General features: G+C 38.3%; 17 protein-coding genes and 1 pseudogene. 7 read left to right on the top strand and 11 right to left on the bottom strand.

Annotated elements, in window-relative coordinates; translation table 11 throughout:
• The 4 genes from ACXM0J_RS08105 to ACXM0J_RS08120 all read left to right on the top strand — a co-directional run.
• A partial coding sequence (locus tag ACXM0J_RS08105) for a beta-barrel domain-containing protein (RefSeq protein WP_479750382.1) occupies positions 1–495 on the top strand: 495 nt, incomplete at its 5' end.
• Positions 496–588: 93 nt separating this feature from the next.
• Positions 589–1,188, top strand: a complete 600-nt coding sequence (locus ACXM0J_RS08110; protein ID WP_086265121.1) for an IMPACT family protein — start codon at positions 589–591, stop codon at positions 1,186–1,188.
• Positions 1,181–1,792: a DapH/DapD/GlmU-related protein gene (locus tag ACXM0J_RS08115; protein WP_086265120.1), complete on the top strand. Its 612-nt coding sequence runs from the start codon at positions 1,181–1,183 to the stop codon at positions 1,790–1,792. The genes ACXM0J_RS08110 and ACXM0J_RS08115 overlap by 8 nt, the downstream gene beginning before the upstream one ends.
• Before the next feature lie 155 nt (positions 1,793–1,947).
• Positions 1,948–2,790 (top strand): universal stress protein, encoded by an 843-nt coding sequence (locus ACXM0J_RS08120; RefSeq protein WP_002115820.1) that lies wholly within the window; start codon positions 1,948–1,950, stop codon positions 2,788–2,790.
• 116 nt (positions 2,791–2,906) lie between these two features.
• Here the strand turns inward: ACXM0J_RS08120 and ACXM0J_RS08125 are convergent, their stop codons facing one another.
• The 5 genes from ACXM0J_RS08125 to mutS form a co-directional block, all read right to left on the bottom strand.
• Positions 2,907–3,575 carry an O-methyltransferase gene (locus tag ACXM0J_RS08125; protein WP_086265119.1) on the bottom strand — a complete coding sequence of 223 codons (669 nt, stop codon included), beginning with the start codon at positions 3,573–3,575 and terminating at the stop codon, positions 2,907–2,909.
• Positions 3,576–3,713: 138 nt separating this feature from the next.
• Positions 3,714–4,436, bottom strand: a complete 723-nt coding sequence (locus ACXM0J_RS08130) for a D-Ala-D-Ala carboxypeptidase family metallohydrolase (RefSeq protein WP_005802595.1) — start codon at positions 4,434–4,436, stop codon at positions 3,714–3,716.
• A 130-nt stretch (positions 4,437–4,566) separates the two neighbouring features.
• Positions 4,567–4,890: a ferredoxin FdxA gene (gene fdxA, locus ACXM0J_RS08135; RefSeq protein ID WP_002051033.1), complete on the bottom strand. Its 324-nt coding sequence runs from the start codon at positions 4,888–4,890 to the stop codon at positions 4,567–4,569.
• A gap of 341 nt (positions 4,891–5,231) precedes the next feature.
• Positions 5,232–5,762: a GNAT family N-acetyltransferase gene (locus tag ACXM0J_RS08140; RefSeq protein ID WP_086265118.1), complete on the bottom strand. Its 531-nt coding sequence runs from the start codon at positions 5,760–5,762 to the stop codon at positions 5,232–5,234.
• A gap of 61 nt (positions 5,763–5,823) precedes the next feature.
• Positions 5,824–8,463 (bottom strand): DNA mismatch repair protein MutS, encoded by a 2,640-nt coding sequence (gene mutS, locus ACXM0J_RS08145; RefSeq protein ID WP_086265117.1) that lies wholly within the window; start codon positions 8,461–8,463, stop codon positions 5,824–5,826.
• A 403-nt stretch (positions 8,464–8,866) separates the two neighbouring features.
• On the opposite strand from mutS, the gene ACXM0J_RS08150 reads away from it, so the two are divergent.
• A complete protein-coding gene (locus tag ACXM0J_RS08150) occupies positions 8,867–10,207 on the top strand; it encodes an aspartate aminotransferase family protein (RefSeq protein WP_086265116.1) in 1,341 nt (446 codons plus the stop codon).
• 152 nt (positions 10,208–10,359) lie between these two features.
• Here ACXM0J_RS08150 and qhpR read toward each other — a convergent pair whose 3' ends face one another.
• The 3 genes and pseudogenes from qhpR to ACXM0J_RS08165 form a co-directional block, all read right to left on the bottom strand.
• Complete coding sequence (gene qhpR, locus ACXM0J_RS08155; RefSeq protein WP_031944595.1) at positions 10,360–11,394, bottom strand: AraC-like transcriptional regulator QhpR; 1,035 nt, start codon at positions 11,392–11,394, stop codon at positions 10,360–10,362.
• Positions 11,395–11,691: 297 nt separating this feature from the next.
• Positions 11,692–13,017 (bottom strand): annotated as a pseudogene (locus ACXM0J_RS08160) (HAD family hydrolase).
• 74 nt (positions 13,018–13,091) lie between these two features.
• The gene (locus tag ACXM0J_RS08165) at positions 13,092–14,093 is read right to left on the bottom strand and encodes a phosphotransferase enzyme family protein (protein WP_017386652.1); all 1,002 of its coding nucleotides are present in this window, start codon (positions 14,091–14,093) and stop codon (positions 13,092–13,094) included.
• A gap of 181 nt (positions 14,094–14,274) precedes the next feature.
• On the opposite strand from ACXM0J_RS08165, the gene eat reads away from it, so the two are divergent.
• Complete coding sequence (gene eat, locus ACXM0J_RS08170; protein ID WP_086265114.1) at positions 14,275–15,690, top strand: ethanolamine permease; 1,416 nt, start codon at positions 14,275–14,277, stop codon at positions 15,688–15,690.
• Between the two features lie 160 nt (positions 15,691–15,850).
• Positions 15,851–16,477, top strand: coding sequence for a hypothetical protein (locus ACXM0J_RS08175; RefSeq protein ID WP_213034409.1), 627 nt, complete (start codon positions 15,851–15,853; stop codon positions 16,475–16,477).
• Positions 16,478–16,635: 158 nt separating this feature from the next.
• On the opposite strand, the gene ACXM0J_RS08180 is transcribed toward ACXM0J_RS08175, so the two are convergent.
• From ACXM0J_RS08180 to ACXM0J_RS08190, 3 genes are all read right to left on the bottom strand, one after another.
• On the bottom strand, positions 16,636–16,869 hold the full coding sequence (locus tag ACXM0J_RS08180; protein WP_057077489.1) for a hypothetical protein: 234 nt from the start codon (positions 16,867–16,869) through the stop codon (positions 16,636–16,638).
• Between the two features lie 340 nt (positions 16,870–17,209).
• Positions 17,210–17,326 (bottom strand): hypothetical protein, encoded by a 117-nt coding sequence (locus tag ACXM0J_RS08185; RefSeq protein ID WP_119026689.1) that lies wholly within the window; start codon positions 17,324–17,326, stop codon positions 17,210–17,212.
• Positions 17,327–17,493: 167 nt separating this feature from the next.
• Positions 17,494–17,652, bottom strand: coding sequence for a hypothetical protein (locus ACXM0J_RS08190; RefSeq protein WP_086265124.1), 159 nt, complete (start codon positions 17,650–17,652; stop codon positions 17,494–17,496).
• Between the last annotated feature and the right edge of the window lie 103 nt (positions 17,653–17,755).

The following is a 17,755-nucleotide window of genomic DNA, read 5'->3' on the forward strand; positions in this document are numbered from 1 at the left end:
ATCGTACTGGGTCGTAGTGACAGTTTAGATCGTGCAGTGTTCAGAGCACCGGTACGTGGTGTTGTAAAAGAAATTGCAGTCACTACCCGTGGTGGTGTTGTTCCACAAAACGGTAAACTAATGACCATTGTACCGATTGACGAACAACTGCTGATTGAAGCACGTATTTTACCGCGTGACATTGCCTTTATTCGTCCGGGACAAGAAGCACTGGTTAAGATCACTGCCTATGACTACTCAATTTATGGTGGTTTAAAAGGTAAGGTTACGGTTATTTCACCAGATACCATTCGTGATGAAGTGAAACAGGACCAATTCTATTATCGTGTTTATATCCGCACTGATTCCGACAAGCTTTATAATAAACAAGGTCAGGCATACGGTATTACACCGGGTATGGTGGCAACAGTAGATATTCGTACTGGTCAAAAAACAGTACTCGATTACTTACTTAAACCATTTAATAAAGCCAAAGAAGCGTTACGAGAAAGATAATAAAAAAAGCCCCGAGATTCGGGGCTTTTTTTATAGGTTTGATTCTATTAAATTCACGTTATAATTTGATTTTTATTGTGCTTTATCTTATTTATGGCTTTTACGATTGCATCACAGATTACATTTGAAGAAGAAATTAAAAAAAGTAGATTTCAGGCGATTGCTACGCCAGTAGAAAATGAACAGCAGGTTAAAGAATTTTTAGAATATAACAAGGATATCTCGACCACTCATCAATGTTGGGCTTGGAAAATTGGGCATAACGTACGCTTTAATGATGATGGTGAACCGTCAGGAACAGCAGGCCGTCCAATATTAGCGACTATTGAAGGGAATGACCTGACGAATATTATTGTGATGGTTAACCGTTGGTATGGTGGAATAAAACTGGGAACGGGCGGCCTTGTGAGAGCATACGGTGGCTGTGCTGGACAATGTTTATTATTGGCTGAACGTATTGAACTCATTGCAAAGAAGACAATTCACTTTTCGTGTTATTTTAATGAATGGGCCATATTTCAATATGAGCTGACTCAACAACAGATTGAATATCAGGAAACCTACACGGCAACAGGTGTAGATATTGAAGCGAGACTACAGATACATCAAATTGAACCGCTTGCCTTAAAACTCAGAGACGTAACACGTGGTCGTGAAGAATTAAAAATTGAAGAGGAATTAACAGATGACTGATTCCTTACTTAAATATCGTGAGCAACATAAGCACCGCTTAAACTATATGCCATGGTTATATTGGACGTTGAAACCTAAAAACCGTGCTTGGGCTGAAGCGTGGCAAAAGGAATATCAAGCTTATTTAATGGATATGGAAACCGTTGAGATTGGTGAAAATTGTTTTATTTCGCCGCTAGCACATATTTTTGCTGAACCAGGCCGCAAAATTATTATTGGGGATAATAGTTTTATTGCGGCTGATTGCACATTGCATGGACCGCTGGAAATCGGCAATGAAGTCGCGATTAACCATCATAGTATTTTAGATGGGGGACGAACGGGCATAAAGTTGCATGACCAAGTCCGTATTGCCGCGTATTGCCATTTATATGCATTTGACCATGGGATGCAACTAGACCGTCCACTTTACCAGCAGCCAGTTACTTCTAAAGGAATTGAAATTGAGCAAGACGTTTGGTTGGGTGCGCATGTGGGAATCAAAGACGGTATAAAAATCGGTAAACATGCTGTGGTCGGGATGAATAGTATGGTGACTAAAGATGTTGAGCCGTACCATATTGTCGGTGGGAACCCCGCAAAATTTATTCGTTTAAGAGAATAATGCAGTCTCAAGAATGTAATAAAATGTTTGATCTTTAAACAAAAAAGTTGATTTTTATACATAAACCTTAACATACCAATTTTTATCTATGTTAAGTTAAAGCTAAGTTTTAATAATAATCTCCAAGGCAATAGACCTGAAGAAGAGAGGCTAACATGAACCGTGTTATTGCGTGTATTGACTCATCACCGTGTATTAATGCTATTGCTGATGCAGCAGCATGGGTTGCTAAAGCGACCGGACGGGAACTTGTATTATTACAAATTCTGGACTATTACCCAGCCAGTTACCATCTTGGTGAAATTAGTGGGGTAATCGGCTTTGAAAGCAATGCAATGCTGCTAAAAGAGTTAGCTGAGCTAGAGCAAAAACAAAGTGAACTCGCGTTAGATTATAGTAATAATTTACTCCGCCATATTTCTGATCTTATTCAAGAAAAACACGGAATTACTAGCTCAAAAATTCAAGAAAAAGGTGATTTTTTAGAACAAAGTTTTAATCTCTTACATGAAAATGACATCGTTATTTTAGGTCGAGTCGGGGAAAGAGCAGCCGAGAAACACAAACCAATCGGTAGCAATGTTGAAAACTTCATCCGCGGTGCGAACTGTACTGTTTTGACCATTGGTGAAAACTTTAAAGTGCCAACACGATTTATCTTTGCTTATGAATATTCGCCAACTTGTCAAAAAATGATGCGCCGTATTGCCCAAAGTGACTTATTGCGAACACTGCAATGTCATTTGGTATATGTAGGTGATCATCCAGAAATATTAAATGAACCAGAACATTATCTTAAACAAGCGGGTCTAGATGTAGTCACCGTTTACCGTTATGGTGATGTTGCACAAAATATTTTAGAGTACCAACAAGAACACGGTATTCAAATCATTGTGTTAGGGGCATTTAGTCATAGCAAAATTCATCAATTCTTCTTGGGAAGTATTGCGACAACCATATTCCGAAACGCGACTGTACCATTACTTGTGGCTAAATGATGAGATTTGCATATAGTTATCCGCAAATCTTGTGGATAACTATATGGAAAAGCAACAGTAATAAAAGTAATTAATTGATTATAAATAATAAAATAAAAAAGATGATTTTTTAACCATTATTTCACAATTGCAATTGCGAAGCCATCATGACCTTTTGAGCCAACTGTTTGTAAGGCTGTACAAGACAATATTTGCGGATGATTTTCTAAGGCTTTAAACATTTCACGGATGCCTTCAACACTCGGTTTTTTATTGTCAGGATTTAAAATATCACCTGCTCGAATTACATTGTCGAGTACGATAATCGTACCTGATCTTGAGAATTTCAGACTCAATTCTAAATATTCAGGATAACCCTGTTTATCTGCATCAATGAAAATAAAATCAAAAGGCTCGATAGATTGAGGATCGATCGCAGAAAGGATATCTGCAGCACGGCCAGCTCGAAGATCAACTTTTACGGGAAGATTGGCATGATCGATATTTTTTTGTGCCATTTCGGCATGCGTAGCACGGCCTTCTATTGTGAGTAAATAACCATCTTCAGGTAAGGCACGACCTAACCAGATGGTACTGTATGCAGCAAAGGTTCCGATTTCTAAAACTCGTTTGCATTTATTCATTTGAATAAGCATCTGCAAGAACATTCCTTGGTTAGGAGCCACTGCAAGATGATTTGAAAAGCCGTGTTCGTCGGTATTCTTTAATGCATATTCGAGTCGCGGGTCTTCGGGAATTAAATGTGAATCGATATATTGGTCAATGTCTGTCCACATCTGCTGCATAATCAAATTTACCTATATGTTGATCGGGCTATTTTAAACGTTTATGCATAGAGTGCAAAAATCTTCGTTTCAAGAAATTTTGGTTGATTGGGAAATGAACAATAAAAAAACTCCTTTCAGTTGAAAGGAGTTTTTTTATTAAAAATTACACATCGAACTGTTTCGGGTGAGGTCAGGGCCCCAAGTACGATAGCCTTGAGTATCAATATGAATTTGCCCGGAACTATATAGACCAATACCCATATTTAAGCTTTGACCATGCTGAGCCCAGAACTGACAAAGTTTAAACTTGGTATTTTCGATAAATGCATAATCTTGAGCTTGTGGGAACTCAGGACCAATACGGAAATCGATTGCCGAGTTAAATAAATGTTTAGATGAGCTTGCGCCACCTGCACATTCATTTAAAGGTAAATCTCGGTAAACCGAAGTCACTTCAAAGTCGGTAAGAACTTTTGCTGCAACTAAATATTTAAATACGCGTAGGGTAGATAAAGAATTTCCCCATAATTCGCGATTAGGTACAGCATATTCAGAGCGGCCACATTTTTGCCAATCACGTGCTGAACGTAATAACTCAAAGCTTGGCACAATGCCTGCAACATTATTTCGGGTTAAGAATTTTTCGTATTCACGAACACGTTGGTAATTTTCACCAGAACTTAACCAACTTCGATAAGATGCAGGCTCAACTTTAGGGGGAATTGGGCGCTCGATAATAACGCGCTCTTGTGGAATAAAGATTCGTTTACCACTTGGAGAGGTTTTGCCTGTTGTTGTGTGTTGGGGAGAGCTGACACAACCTACCATAACCGCTGGGATTATGCATAAGGGCACCAGACTCTGCAAAAACTTCCGCATAAGAAAAATTAAGCACTTATAAATATTGCGGGTATTTTAATGCAAAACAGTGCACAAATTACGAGGAATTTGCAATGAAATGTTTGAATAGGGTATAAAAAAAGATCAGCGATTGCTGATCTTTTTGAAATTACTTTTCAAGATATTGTAATTTATCAGGTTTGCCGTTCCATTCTTCACGGTCAGCTGGTTGATCGCCAATTTGAGTAATGTTAGGCCATTTTTGAGAAAGTTCAGCATTTAATTCAATAAATACTTCTTGACCTTCAGGTAACTCATCTTCAGAGAAAATTGCATTTGCCGGGCACTCTGGTTCACATAATGCACAGTCAATACATTCATCCGGATTAATCACTAGGAAATTCGGACCTTCGTAAAAACAGTCTACAGGACAAACTTCTACGCAATCTTGGTATTTACATTTAATACAATTTTCAGTGACAACAAAGGTCATGGCGACAGCTACCTAAAAAATATGGTTTCATTTCGAATAGCTTATTTTAGGCAAAAAAGGGGTAAACAAACAATTGCTTTTATTGATATTCTTTATTCATGCATATGAAGATAAGTTAATACGTTGATAATCAAACAGATCTTCTATGGTGAATAGAGCGTAATCTATAAAATCAAAATAATAATATATTTTATAAAACAATAACTTAAAAAATATTTTATTTAATTATTTAGATGTCATTTAAGTCAAGGCGTCTATTTTATTAAACGCCTTAACTTTTTATTTTTTCTTTTACAAATTTTGATTTACGGTTTTTTTCCTAAAAAACTTAAATTTTAGAGCTAAAGCTTACATAGTAAATGGATATCTTCAGGTTCGAGCTGCCAAAGTTGTTGATCTGGAGCACTTAACGGTTGCGAGCCATGCTTCATATAGAAGTCCACAGTGCGTCGACTTGGGGTTGCTGAAATATACAGTTGGTCTGCACCGAGTTGCTTGGCTGACTCTTTTGCGGCTTGCATAAGCTTAGCACCAATGCCTTGACCTTGCTGGTCTGTATCGACATAGAAATAGTGGAGTAATTTCGCTTGGGGGTAATCCGCTATAAGTTGATTTGAGACTACGCTTACACCAACGAGCTTTTCAGAAGCATTAAATGCACCGACAAATATTGAACCTTGTGCAAAGAGTTGTTTGAGTTTAGGTGGGTCATTTTCTAGATGGTATGAATCCCAATTTTGTACATCAAAAAAACAATCAACCAATTCTAGCTTTTGCTGTTTTTGTATGTAGTTTTGAGTGATTAATTCACGGCGGCTAATGTGCTGCCAAATAAGATCGATTTCTGAATTTTGCAAAGATCTTAAGATCATATAAATATTATTCTCCGATATGAATAAGCAGACCTAAGCCTGCTTATTCGGAAGTGCTTTATTAAGATTTGAGTGCAGCTTTCAGCTCGTAGAGTTGTTCAAGCGCCTGACGAGGCGATAAGTTATCGACTTCAATTTGCTTAAGTAAATCTAGAGCAGGGGATGAAACTTCAATTTCGACAACTTTCTCTATGATTTGTGAACCAGAGTTTGCATCTGGTGGAGCAAACAAATCATTTTGAAAACTGGTTTGTAGATGTTGCTGCTGCTGTTTTTCTAAAATGCGTAAACGCTTCTGCGCTTCTTTAATAACATTGGCAGGAATACCCGCTAATTTTGCAACTTGTAAACCATGACTTTGACTTGCAGGGCCTTGTTGAACTTTATGCAATAAAATCAGATTGCCATTCAGTTCTTGCGCCGTGACATGATAGTTATCGATTCCTGCTTCACTACCAAGTTCGGTCAACTCAAAATAATGAGTCGCGAATAAACATAAACATTTTACGCGCTTGGTTAAATCGACCACACATGCCCATGCTAAAGATAAACCGTCATAGGTACTGGTTCCGCGGCCAACCTCATCCATTAATACCAACGACTGGTTGGTGGCATGATGCAGAATTTGCGAAGTTTCAGTCATCTCGACCATAAAGGTTGATTTGCCTGTAGATAAATCGTCGGCTGAACCAATACGTGTAAAAATTCGGTCAATTGGACCAAGTTTGACGGCTTTAGCCGGAACATAGCTACCGCAATAAGCAAGTAAACTGATTAATGCCGTTTGGCGCATGAAGGTTGATTTACCGCCCATGTTTGGACCGGTAATAATTGCCATGCGGTGCTGAGCATCAAGGAAAGTGTCATTTGGGGTAAATGGTGCTTTATTTAATGCTTCAACGACAGGATGACGACCTGCCTGAATTTTAATGCCCGTTTCCGGAGTAAATTCAGGGCGCGCCCAATTGTTTAAACGTGCTTGATGAGCAAAGTTTGCAATGACATCAATTTGAGCAATTGCTGAACTCATCATTTGTAGATGAGCGATATTTTCGCGAAGGTTTTCAAGCAAAGCTTCGAATAATGCTTTTTCACGTGACAGCGCACGTGACTCGCTCGACAGGACCTTATCTTCAAAACTCTTAAGCTCAGGGGTAATGTAGCGTTCAGCATTCTTTAAAGTCTGACGACGAATATAGTCGGCTGGCGCTTGTTCTGCTTGAGCACGAGTGAGTTCAATGTAGTAACCGCTTACACGGTTATAGCCGATTTTAAGGGTATTAATCCCTGTACGTTCACGCTCTTTAATTTCTAGATCAATTAAGAATTGACCTGCATGATCACGAATTTGGCGTAATTCATCAAGCTCAGCATCATATCCCTCTGCAATTACATTGCCATCACGTAGTAATACCGGTGGGTTTTCAACAATAGCTGCCATTAAATGTTGATGAAGTGCTTTGAAATCTCCAAGTTCTTCATCTAGTTGAAGTAATAACTTAGATTTCTTCGCTTGAATGACTGGAGTTAACGCTGTTCTTAAAGCTGGAATTTGTGCACATGCATGGCGAAGTTGTACCAAATCACGTGGTCGCGCACTGCCTAGCGCAACGCGGCTAAGCACACGTTCAATATCACCAATTTCTTTAAGCACTAAACGAACTGGGTTTTCGTGATATCCCTGAATGAGTTGCTCAATCGCATCTAAACGAGCATCAAGCAATGCAGTATCACGCACAGGTTGCATGAGTGTGCGGCTTAATAGACGGCCACCCATTGCAGTTTGGCAATCATTTACCAGTTGAAATAATGATGTTCCGTGCTCAAATAATGGTTCAATAATTTCTAAGTTGCGACGTGTAATTGGGTCGAGCGCAATAAAGTCGGTACTTTGTTCAAGTTGGATTGAACGAATATGCGGTAATGCAGTTTTTTGGGTTTCTTTTGCATAGTGAATAAGTGCAGCGGCAGCAGCTTTGGCTAAAGGTAATGGGTCTAAACCAAAACCTGAAAGGGTTGATACCGTAAACTGGTCACATAAGGTTTTTTGTGCATTATTTAGATTGAAGTCTACATTTGGACGTTTAGTAACAGGGCAATCTAAATGCTTTTTAATTTGTTCGATAATATTGGTGTCGACCAAATCTTCATCAATCAAGATCTCACTTGGCATTAAACGCGCAAGTTCAATAGGTAATTGTTCTGGCTTGTAATCTTGTTGTTGAACTTTAAAAATGCCTGCACTTAAGTCGAGTAAAGCAAAACCGATCTGGTTTTGATGAATGCACAATGAAACGAGATTAGATGATTGATAACTGCTGAGTAATGCATCATCAGTTAATGTACCCGGGGTCAAAATACGAACAACTTTACGTTCAACAGGGCCTTTGCCTGTTACTTCTCCAACTTGTTCGCAAATGGCTACCGTGCGCCCAGCTTTAACAAGACGCGCCAAATAACCTTCGGCTGAATGATAGGGAACACCCGCCATTGGAATAGGTCGGCCACTGGCTTTACCACGATGGGTTAAGGTAATGCCTAAAAGTTTGGCTGCTAAATGAGCATCTTCAAAGAAGAGTTCATAAAAGTCACCCATACGGTAGAACAGCAACGCATGTTGATAGTCCGTTTTAACTTTGAGATATTGCTGCATCATAGGTGTGTGAGAAGATAAGTCAGCCATGATTTCAGCGCTATTCATGCGTATTAAACCCTTAAATAATCAGTAATATTTTACGTTTGGTCATCTAACCAATTTCAAGTCTTTTAAAAATGAATGTCATTCAAGAAAAGAACACAACTGGATGAACTTTGAAAATTGGCATCCATAGTATAAAGCGAATTGGAGTCACTCCAGATGTGTAATGGTAACAAATTTGAGTTATTGAAAAAAAGAGTAGTGGAGCTCTGAAGTATAAGACCAATAAGTTGACTTCAAATTGTGGCTTAAGTGGTCTGAGGTCAAGTTTTTTTCAACATACTTAAGCAATATGGTTTGCGTAACTTCAATCAAATACTGAAATATGTTGAATCAGAGTATGAATTGCCTACGTCAGTCATTGTCTCGCGCAAAAGTATGCTGAATATAAATAGAGGAGTCATTCATGGGTACGCGTTCAACCATTATGGATACCAATAGCTTTCGTCCAGAACATGCTGCTGAGCTGGATCATGCTACCCGAAAACTGACAGATAAAAGAAATAAAATTTTAGGTGAATCCTATCGCTTGTTTTATCGTAATCCCGTGCATCTGGTGAAAGGTCAGGGTCAATATTTATGGGATGCAGCAGGTCATCAATATCTGGATGTTTACAACAATGTTGCCAGTATTGGACATTGTCATCCTGCGGTCATTGAAGCAGTAAATGAGCAAATGAAAATGCTCAATACCCATACCCGTTATTTACATGAAAATATTTTGGATTATACCGAAGAACTCTTACAAACCACTCCCGATGAAATTGACCGTGCCATGTATATGTGTACAGGTTCGGAAGCGAATGATTTAGCGATTCGTATTGCCCGCGAATATAGCGGTGGCACAGGAATTATTGTGTCTCAAGAAGCCTATCATGGGACCAGTAGCTTAACCTCAGGATGCTCTCCAGCACTTGGAACTGAACAACCTTTAGATGATACAACCCGCTTAGTTCCAGCACCTGATTATTATCGGATTCAAACTGATGATTTAGGTGAATGGTTCGCACAGCAGATTCAACAGCAAATTGACGATATGAACGCAAAAGGCATCAAGTTTGCAGGTTTTTTAGCGGACTCCATATTTTCTTCTGACGGTGTGATGCCTAATCCTGTTGGGTTCTTACAAAAAGCGGTTGATGTTGTCCATGCAAATGGCGGTATTTTTATTGCCGATGAAGTACAGCCAGGTTTCGCGCGCACTGGCGATTCTTTCTGGGGCTTTGGCCGTCACAACGTTGTTCCTGATGTAATTACCACAGGTAAACCAATGGGTAACGGTGTCCCTGTGTCAGGGCTTTTAGCTAAGAGTGAAGTCCTTGCTGCTTTTAGCGATAAAATTCCATATTTTAATACCTTTGGTGGTAATCCTGTTTCTATGGCAGCGGCACAGGCTGTACTTAAAGTCATTCAGGAAGAAGAATTGCAAACCCATAGTAAATATGTGGGAGGGCTACTTCTAAAAGAACTCACTAAACTTATGGATAAACATGAGGTGGTTGGCGATGTCCGTGGCGCTGGTCTATTTATAGGATTTGAACTGGTTAAAGATAGAGCCACAAAAGAACCGAATAAAGCATTAGCTTTGAACCTTATTGAAGAACTCAGAAATACTCATCGAGTTTTAACCTCAGTTGCAGGTCCTTATGGCAATGTATTAAAACTGCGCCCACCTTTGGCTTTCCAAACAAAAGATATTGATTGGTTAGTTGGCGCTTTGGATCAAGCCTTAACAAAATTAAAGTAAGTCACTCTAAATATAAAAAATACCCTTCAAGTTGGATGCTAAATTTAATTTGAAGGGTATTTTGTTGTTCAATTATTTTGTGGCTGTAAAAGTTATTTCGAATAACTTAAATAATAAAAAGGCCTTTATTCAAGGCCTGTATTTGTGATGTTTTAGTGTCTTAATTGACGGGGTGTAACACCAAACCAGCGTTTAAATGCACGAGACAATGCGCTTACTTCTGAATAACCTAATAAGAATGCCATTTCTGAAATTGGAATATTTTTCTGTTTAATATAATGCTCGGCCAACTCACAACGAACCTGATCGACTAAATGGGTGAAGGTCAGTCCTTCATTTTTTAAACGGCGGGTAAGGGTGCAACTCGTTAAACCAATATCATGAGCGATTTTTTCAAGGTTTGGTTCACCTTCACTGAGTTCAAGTTGTATGTGAGAGCGAACTTGATCTGCAAGACATTGACTTGGTGAAGCGCGATTGAGTAGGTGCAATGTATCTAGAATCACTGTTAACAAAATAGAATCACGTCCCGGCATAGTATGCTGGACGTCTTTTTTTGAAATGATGATGGAGTTAAAAGGTTGATCAAAATAAACAGGCGCGTTAAATAATTTGCTATGTTCTTGCCAGAATTCAGGTCGAGTATGCTCAAAGTGAATTGCGCGTGGTGAATAATGAGGGCCCATCACTTCACGGATCACATTCATAAACATGCCCATAGTCAGTTCTGCATCTTGGCGACGAGTTAAAATCGCGCCGTGTTGAACCTGATAATCTATGCGCCAGCTATCTCCTAAATCGACCATTCGATTGAGGGTATCTTTCTGATGTAAATAAAAGTTATTGGTCATGTTCATGAGTGCAGACTCTAATGTGTTTGAACAAAGACCAATGTAACCAATAAGCCCTAATGATTTCGGTTGAAACTGTTGACCATAATGCAGACCAAAATTATCACAACCTGAAACCAAGGCTGCCTGTTCTAACACCTTGCAATAATTGGGTAGTTGTAAGCTCAAAGTTGGGCTGATTAGAAGTTCAGGATTAATACCACTAATTCCTAAAACACGATCAACATCTGCACCTTTTTGATGAATAAACTCGCTTAATCCAGAGGCGGCTGCAGACAATACACCTTGATTACACATATTTGAATCGACAAGATGAGCTGGATTGAGATGTAACATGTCAAGTCTCATGATATTTATTCCTAACTATTATTATATTAAGCAAAAGCCATACCAGTTTTTGCTTACGTCCATGATTTTGTGTGGTTAAAAGTATTTGTAAAACAATTGTTTATGTGTTGGTGTTTTAAGTTTCAGGTTTGATTCTTTAAGAAGATATCTTTAGGTTGGGTAGCGAACTAAAAGAAGGCAGAAAATGCATTAGAGATAGGCAAAAAGAGCAGAACTAAAACAAAAAATTAAGCGGCTTCTCATGCATACAACATGTATTGTAGGCATGAGAAAATAAGTGAAATACTAATTTTTTGTAGTTTTTGCCGTTTGCGCACCATAACTTAAACTGGCCATTGAAGGTCTAAATTGACCTGTATTGGCATCGCGACCTTGTAGTAAGAACTTAGGATTGGCTTGACCATAGCCTTGCACAGCCTGCTGAGAAAACTTGCCAATATCAGAGTTTGGGCTGCGCAATCGGTTGATAATCAGAACCTTCTGAGTCATTGCAAAATCTTGCATCATATTTTGATCGCCTTCACTGTCACCTGCGATAAAAATTGGCCCGTAACCATATTTAGAGACTAAAAAACGCTGGATGGTTGCAGTTTTACCTTTACCTTGAGTTTGTGCATAGCCATGACGAAACTCGGGTAAAATTCGATTTTGTGTATCTCGTTCTAACTCCATGGCGTAGGCATTTTTTTCATTAATGTTATAGCCAATCTCTGGATTAGAAATAATTTCCATAATCACATCAATAAAAGATGCCGAACAGACATAGACATCAATGCCATTATCCTGAAAGGCCTTAAATAGATTTTGCATTTCACGGTATGGTCTTAAACCATTTTCCCAAGTGGTTTTCACAACGCCTGCTTGACCCGAAAGCGCAGCGGGAGAGGTCCATGTCACGGGTCCAATCGGTTGCTGCATTTGCCAAGCCACCGTTGCTTTCACCAAATTACGGACTTGTTGTTCGGTAAGCCCAGTAAATTAATAAGTGACCCACGGATATGCAACTTCATGATCAAACGTGTCTCCAATTGCCGCATATAGATATCTCATTTTAGTAATGAAATCGAGATAATGCGGATCTTGTTTAATTTGATCGAGACTCTGTTTACCTTTTAGACCGCTATAGTGGTGATAAAGCCATGTATAGCTGGCAATAATATCTGGGGCAATTTTATCAATATTGACAGCTTGGCCTTGCTGGTTGTTGTAGGCCGCTTCAAAATTTTGTGAGCTAATTCCTTTACGAATAATCTGATTAAGCTGCTCTGGCGTGACATTAAACGCTAAGTGTTCAAGCTGATAAATTAACGTTGCTTCTTCGATGTCTAAAAATACCGAAGTATTGTCAAAGTCAGTGACAATATATGGGCGTTTTTCAGGGTTATAGTTAGGGCTATCTTTTCCATAAGTAGCAATTAATTGATTAAGTTGGTCAAAGTTAAAAGCGTCCCATTGACCTTTTTGTATATATTCCTTTTTGGGAATAGCGAATGCGGGAGATGTACTTTGTATAGGGTTGTAATTACATGCGCTTAGAGCAAGCATACTTGCCAGACTACTGGGAAGTAATAGTGCTTTGGCAACTTTGCTCAGTTGATGGGTAGCTTGCATAAACCCTTCCTTTAAATTCTATAAAATTTAAAAACTAAAAATTGAAAATGAAGAAAAGCGATCTAAATCACTTTTCAAATTCCTACAGGCATTTGACCGTTTAGATATTTTTTACAAAGACGCACAGTTTCATTGGACCATTGGTCTCCAAGACTTTGAGCCATTTCTGTTTGTGCGTGAGAACCATTCCAAGCCATCATTTGAATGCGGCGTTGCATGATAAAAGTTGGGATCATTTCATATTCTTCAGACTGAATATGACCTACGCGCTCGTAGCCTTTTAACCAGTAATCAACCCAATGAGGTGCATTTGCATAATGTTCATTGAAACTAATCGCGGCGGCGAGATCATGCATAAACCAGCTCATTCCGCAGTCATCAAAATCGATCACACCAATACGTTCTTGTTGTAGTAATAGATTGGTTAAACGCAAATCGGCATGAATTAGGCCATAGCGTTCTTGGGTTTTACCAAAGAAATTTAAATCTTTCGAAATTTGTGCAATGGCTTCTTCAATTACGCCGTGATCTTGTGGTCTTAAATGAGGTGCATTTTTCCAGTTTCCCCAGTGTCCATCCGCACCGATCATGGTTTCATGATTCCATACAATACGTTGAAAGTTTTCAGGCGCTTGCCATGTCTTACTATGTACGTGCAACTTTGCGGTAATTTGCCCTAATTGCTCAAATGCAGTGGGGTCAACTTCAACAGTCGGCATATCGCCCTCAACCCAGTTGAAAAGGACTGCATAACGATAAATATCATTCGATAGTTTTAAAGTAATGACACGCTCACCTGATTGATCTGCAATCGCAACAGGAACTTGAATACCACTCGCATTTAAAGCATCTAACCATTCAAGCTCGCTTTGTATATCGAGTTTGCTGTGGTAGTTGGGACGGTGAATTCGAAGCGCATATCGGGTAGAACCAGTTGAAATCTGAAAGGTTGCATTTTCAGACTGACACAGCAGTTTGACCTGTCCTTGATATTCCGAGGGATATTGCTTAATTGCTTGTTCTGCCAGTATTTGTAATTGAACTTGGCTTAAAAATTCATTTTGTTCTACAGACATAACCCAACTCCTCAATTTAATTTTTAAACACGTTCTGTGTTGAGATGCCGTCGATCTTATAAAAGAAAAAATGAATCAACTTGACTTCAAGTGGTCGGGGAGATGTTTTGCTGTCAAGTTTTATGAATATCTTTTGCGCAACTATTGGTGGTGTAAATTTAGTCGATAAGGCAATACGACAATGAAAGAGTCAGAATTAAGCGTAGATGTGGGTGCTCTACAACAGGACGCAGAGTATTTTGCAAAACGTCAGTTAAAAAAGGGGGCAGTAGGTTGGTTACTTTTAGTGGGGCTAGGTGTTTCTTATGTCATTTCGGGTGACTTTGCGGGTTGGAATTTTGGGCTGGCACAAGGCGGCTGGGGTGGGCTCTTTATTGCAACAGTCATCGTCGCGTTTATGTATCTCTGCATGAGCTTTGTAATGTCTGAGATGTCAACGATGTTGCCTACTGCTGGCGGTGGCTATAGTTTTGCCCGCGTTGCATTTGGTCCTTTTGGAGGTTACCTCACAGGGACTGCGATTTTAATTGAATATGCAATTGCACCTGCTGCCATTGCCGTATTTATAGGTTCATATTGCGAATCACTCTTTGGAATTGGCGGCTGGGCTGTTTATCTAATTTGTTATTTAGTTTTTATGGGTATTCATCTGAAAGGTGCAGGTGAAGCACTTAAAATCATGTTTGGAATTACCGCCGTTGCTTGTATTGCACTGGTCGTATTCATTGTTGCGATGCTTCCACATTTTGACAGTGCGCGTTTATTTGATATTCCAGTCAGTTCTCATGCAGGTGCAAGTAGCTTTTTACCGTTTGGCTATATGGGAATATGGGCCGCAGTACCGTATGCCATCTGGTTTTTTCTTGCAGTTGAAGGGGTGCCACTAGCAGCCGAAGAAGCAAAAGATCCAGTACGTTCATTGCCACGAGGCTTGATTGGTTCAATGTTGATATTGGCATCGTTTGCACTTTTAATCTTATTTTTAGGAGCAGGTGCAGCGGGTTCAAATGCTTTAAAAAATTCAGGGGCACCTTTGGTTGACGCACTTATTGCGGTATATGGTCAGCACACATGGTTAGCGAGCTTTGTTAACTTTGTAGGTCTTGCTGGACTGGTCGCAAGTTTCTTCTCAATTATTTATGCATATTCACGCCAGATTTTTGCATTGTCACGTGCGGGATATTTGCCAAAAAACTTATCACTTACCAATGAAAATAAAGCGCCGTATTGGGCCATTATCATTCCGGGCATTATCGGCTTCTTACTTTCTTTAACAGGTGAGGGTGACTTACTCATTTTAATGGCTGTATTCGGCGCAACAATTTCTTATGTGTTGATGATGCTCTCACATATTAAATTACGTTTATCTCGCCCTGAATTACCACGCCCGTATAAAACGCCTGGTGGAATGTGGACGTCTTGTATTGCCTTGGTTCTCGCTACTGTTGCTGTAGTTGCAGGTTTAATGGTAAATCCAAAAGTTTGGTTATTGGCCGCGCTTATTTATGTCGGATTTATACTCTATTACTTGTTATATAGCCGTCATCATTTGGTGAAAGGCACGCCTGAACAAGAGTTCGCGATGATTGATGAATGAGTTTGATTGCGATAAAAATAAAGAGGCTTCGGCCTCTTTTTTAAGCTTTATATTTCTGTACAAAAGAATATAAAAACAGCAAGTAGTACTTACTCAAATATCATTTTAATCTGATTGATATTTATACAATATAGTTGCCAGATCACACGGATATGAACTCATGAAATTTCTAAAATTTCTAACTTTTAGCACCATTCTTACCTTATCAGCACATAGTTATGCGACAGTGGGCGGTGGACAAAAAATTGAAGTATTGGGCTATCAGCAAAAAGAGAAGAAACTTTATGTATTAAGACACTACGAAGATGGTCGAGGGCGTCTACCACAACTATATTATTATCTATTAAATAGTAAATCGCCTGATAAACTGATTGAAGTTAAATCTCTCTATATCAATCCAAAAACACATAAGGTTGATTATGATCAAGATAGTAGAGCATTTGATAAAGCTCTAAATAAAATTAAAAAGAATTTAACCCCATTAGTCGTAAGTAATAGTAAGACCTTAAAAATTCAAACATTAAAAACTCATCAGAATCAAGTATCGGCTTGGTTTGATCCTTCAGGAAAGATCACGCAATATAAAACAGAATATGTTGTAAAATCGCCGTCCTTACAAAGTAAGAACCATGTTGCGGTTCATTACACCAAAGCAATAAAAATTTCCCAAAATTATAAGGTACCTAAACAAGATAAGAGGTTGGTTGTCGTTAAATATCTGGGGATTCCAGAAGAAACTGGGTACGATATTGAAGACCCTGTTTTACTACTTCCTGTGAAAAAATAAGTTTAAGAGCAAATTATTTTCTTGGTTCAAAGCCGCAGCAGTAGGGCATCATTATCTAGATGTTCACAACAATATTGCTGGCATTGGTCATTGTCATTTTGCGGTCATTGGGGCGGTAAATGAGCACAAGGAAATGTTCATTTGTTAGTTAGATCGATTCATTCAAGATCGAGTTGGTTGTCATCTTTGGTGACTTTAATTTTTAACTTCTTATATTTCCGTTTATTGGGATCAATTGCAGAATTTATAACTTCATCTGAAAAAGCTGAACATAACATCAATTTTGCATATGCTCGGTAACCTATCAAAATTCTACGTAGTGGGTAGTCTGTTCTTGTAGAGTAATAGTCGATTCTGGAGTTCAGTTCTTGTAGCAGAGTCTGCTGTGACATTAGAATAATTTCTGTAAGAGGTGTATGCAGCATATAGTGATTTATCTACTGTAAGAAGAATTATTTTGAAAATGTTATAAATTTTAGATAAATCAATATTTATATTACATATCAAAGCATTTTAGATATGCAAAATATATATTTATTCTCTTTAATTTTAAGGAGATATGCTGCAAACATAAATTTTTGATGATGCTGTAAAGATAATAGTAACAACTCTTTTTAAAGCCACCGTGCACTATGTGTTATAGTCAATTTCGATTAATTATTGGCATTAAAATGGATATCTGTATTGGCGGTATACTTGATGGGAAAAAAAGAAAAGACGATCAAAATCATTTCAGAGTAGATAGTCATTATTCTGATCATGGATCCGAATATAATAAAGAGCATTTTCATCTACATGGGCAGCTTCATACATTTTGGATAAGTGAAGAGATTGATTTTTGTGATGCACAAAGAAGAGTTGAATTAATATTAAATAAAAGATTAGAACTTGTTTGAATTAAAAATAAATATATGTATTAGCGTTTTTTAGATTCAATGTGGAAAATTAATAAAACATTTTAATTAATATGATGTTAAACAAAAGCTCTATTTAATATAGAGCTTTTGAGCTATCAATTATTTTATTCCTTTTTTTTCTTCATTATTATTTTCTTTAGGATTATTTTCTTCTTCAGGCGATTGTGTAGGTTTTTCAGTTTTATCCTCATTAGGTTGAGCATTAGAATCATTTTGGTTTTGTGTGGTTTTTTTTGAAAATTCTTTGAAATCAGAAATTTTAAACTTCTTAATAATAGTAAGGAAGTTTTATGGTAGGCCTTTAATTCGCTTACATTGCGGTGATTATGAGAACTCTATGTAGAGATATGTGCCTAAAAGT

The organism is Acinetobacter sp. GRABPA_MV_2, assembly GCF_056725885.1.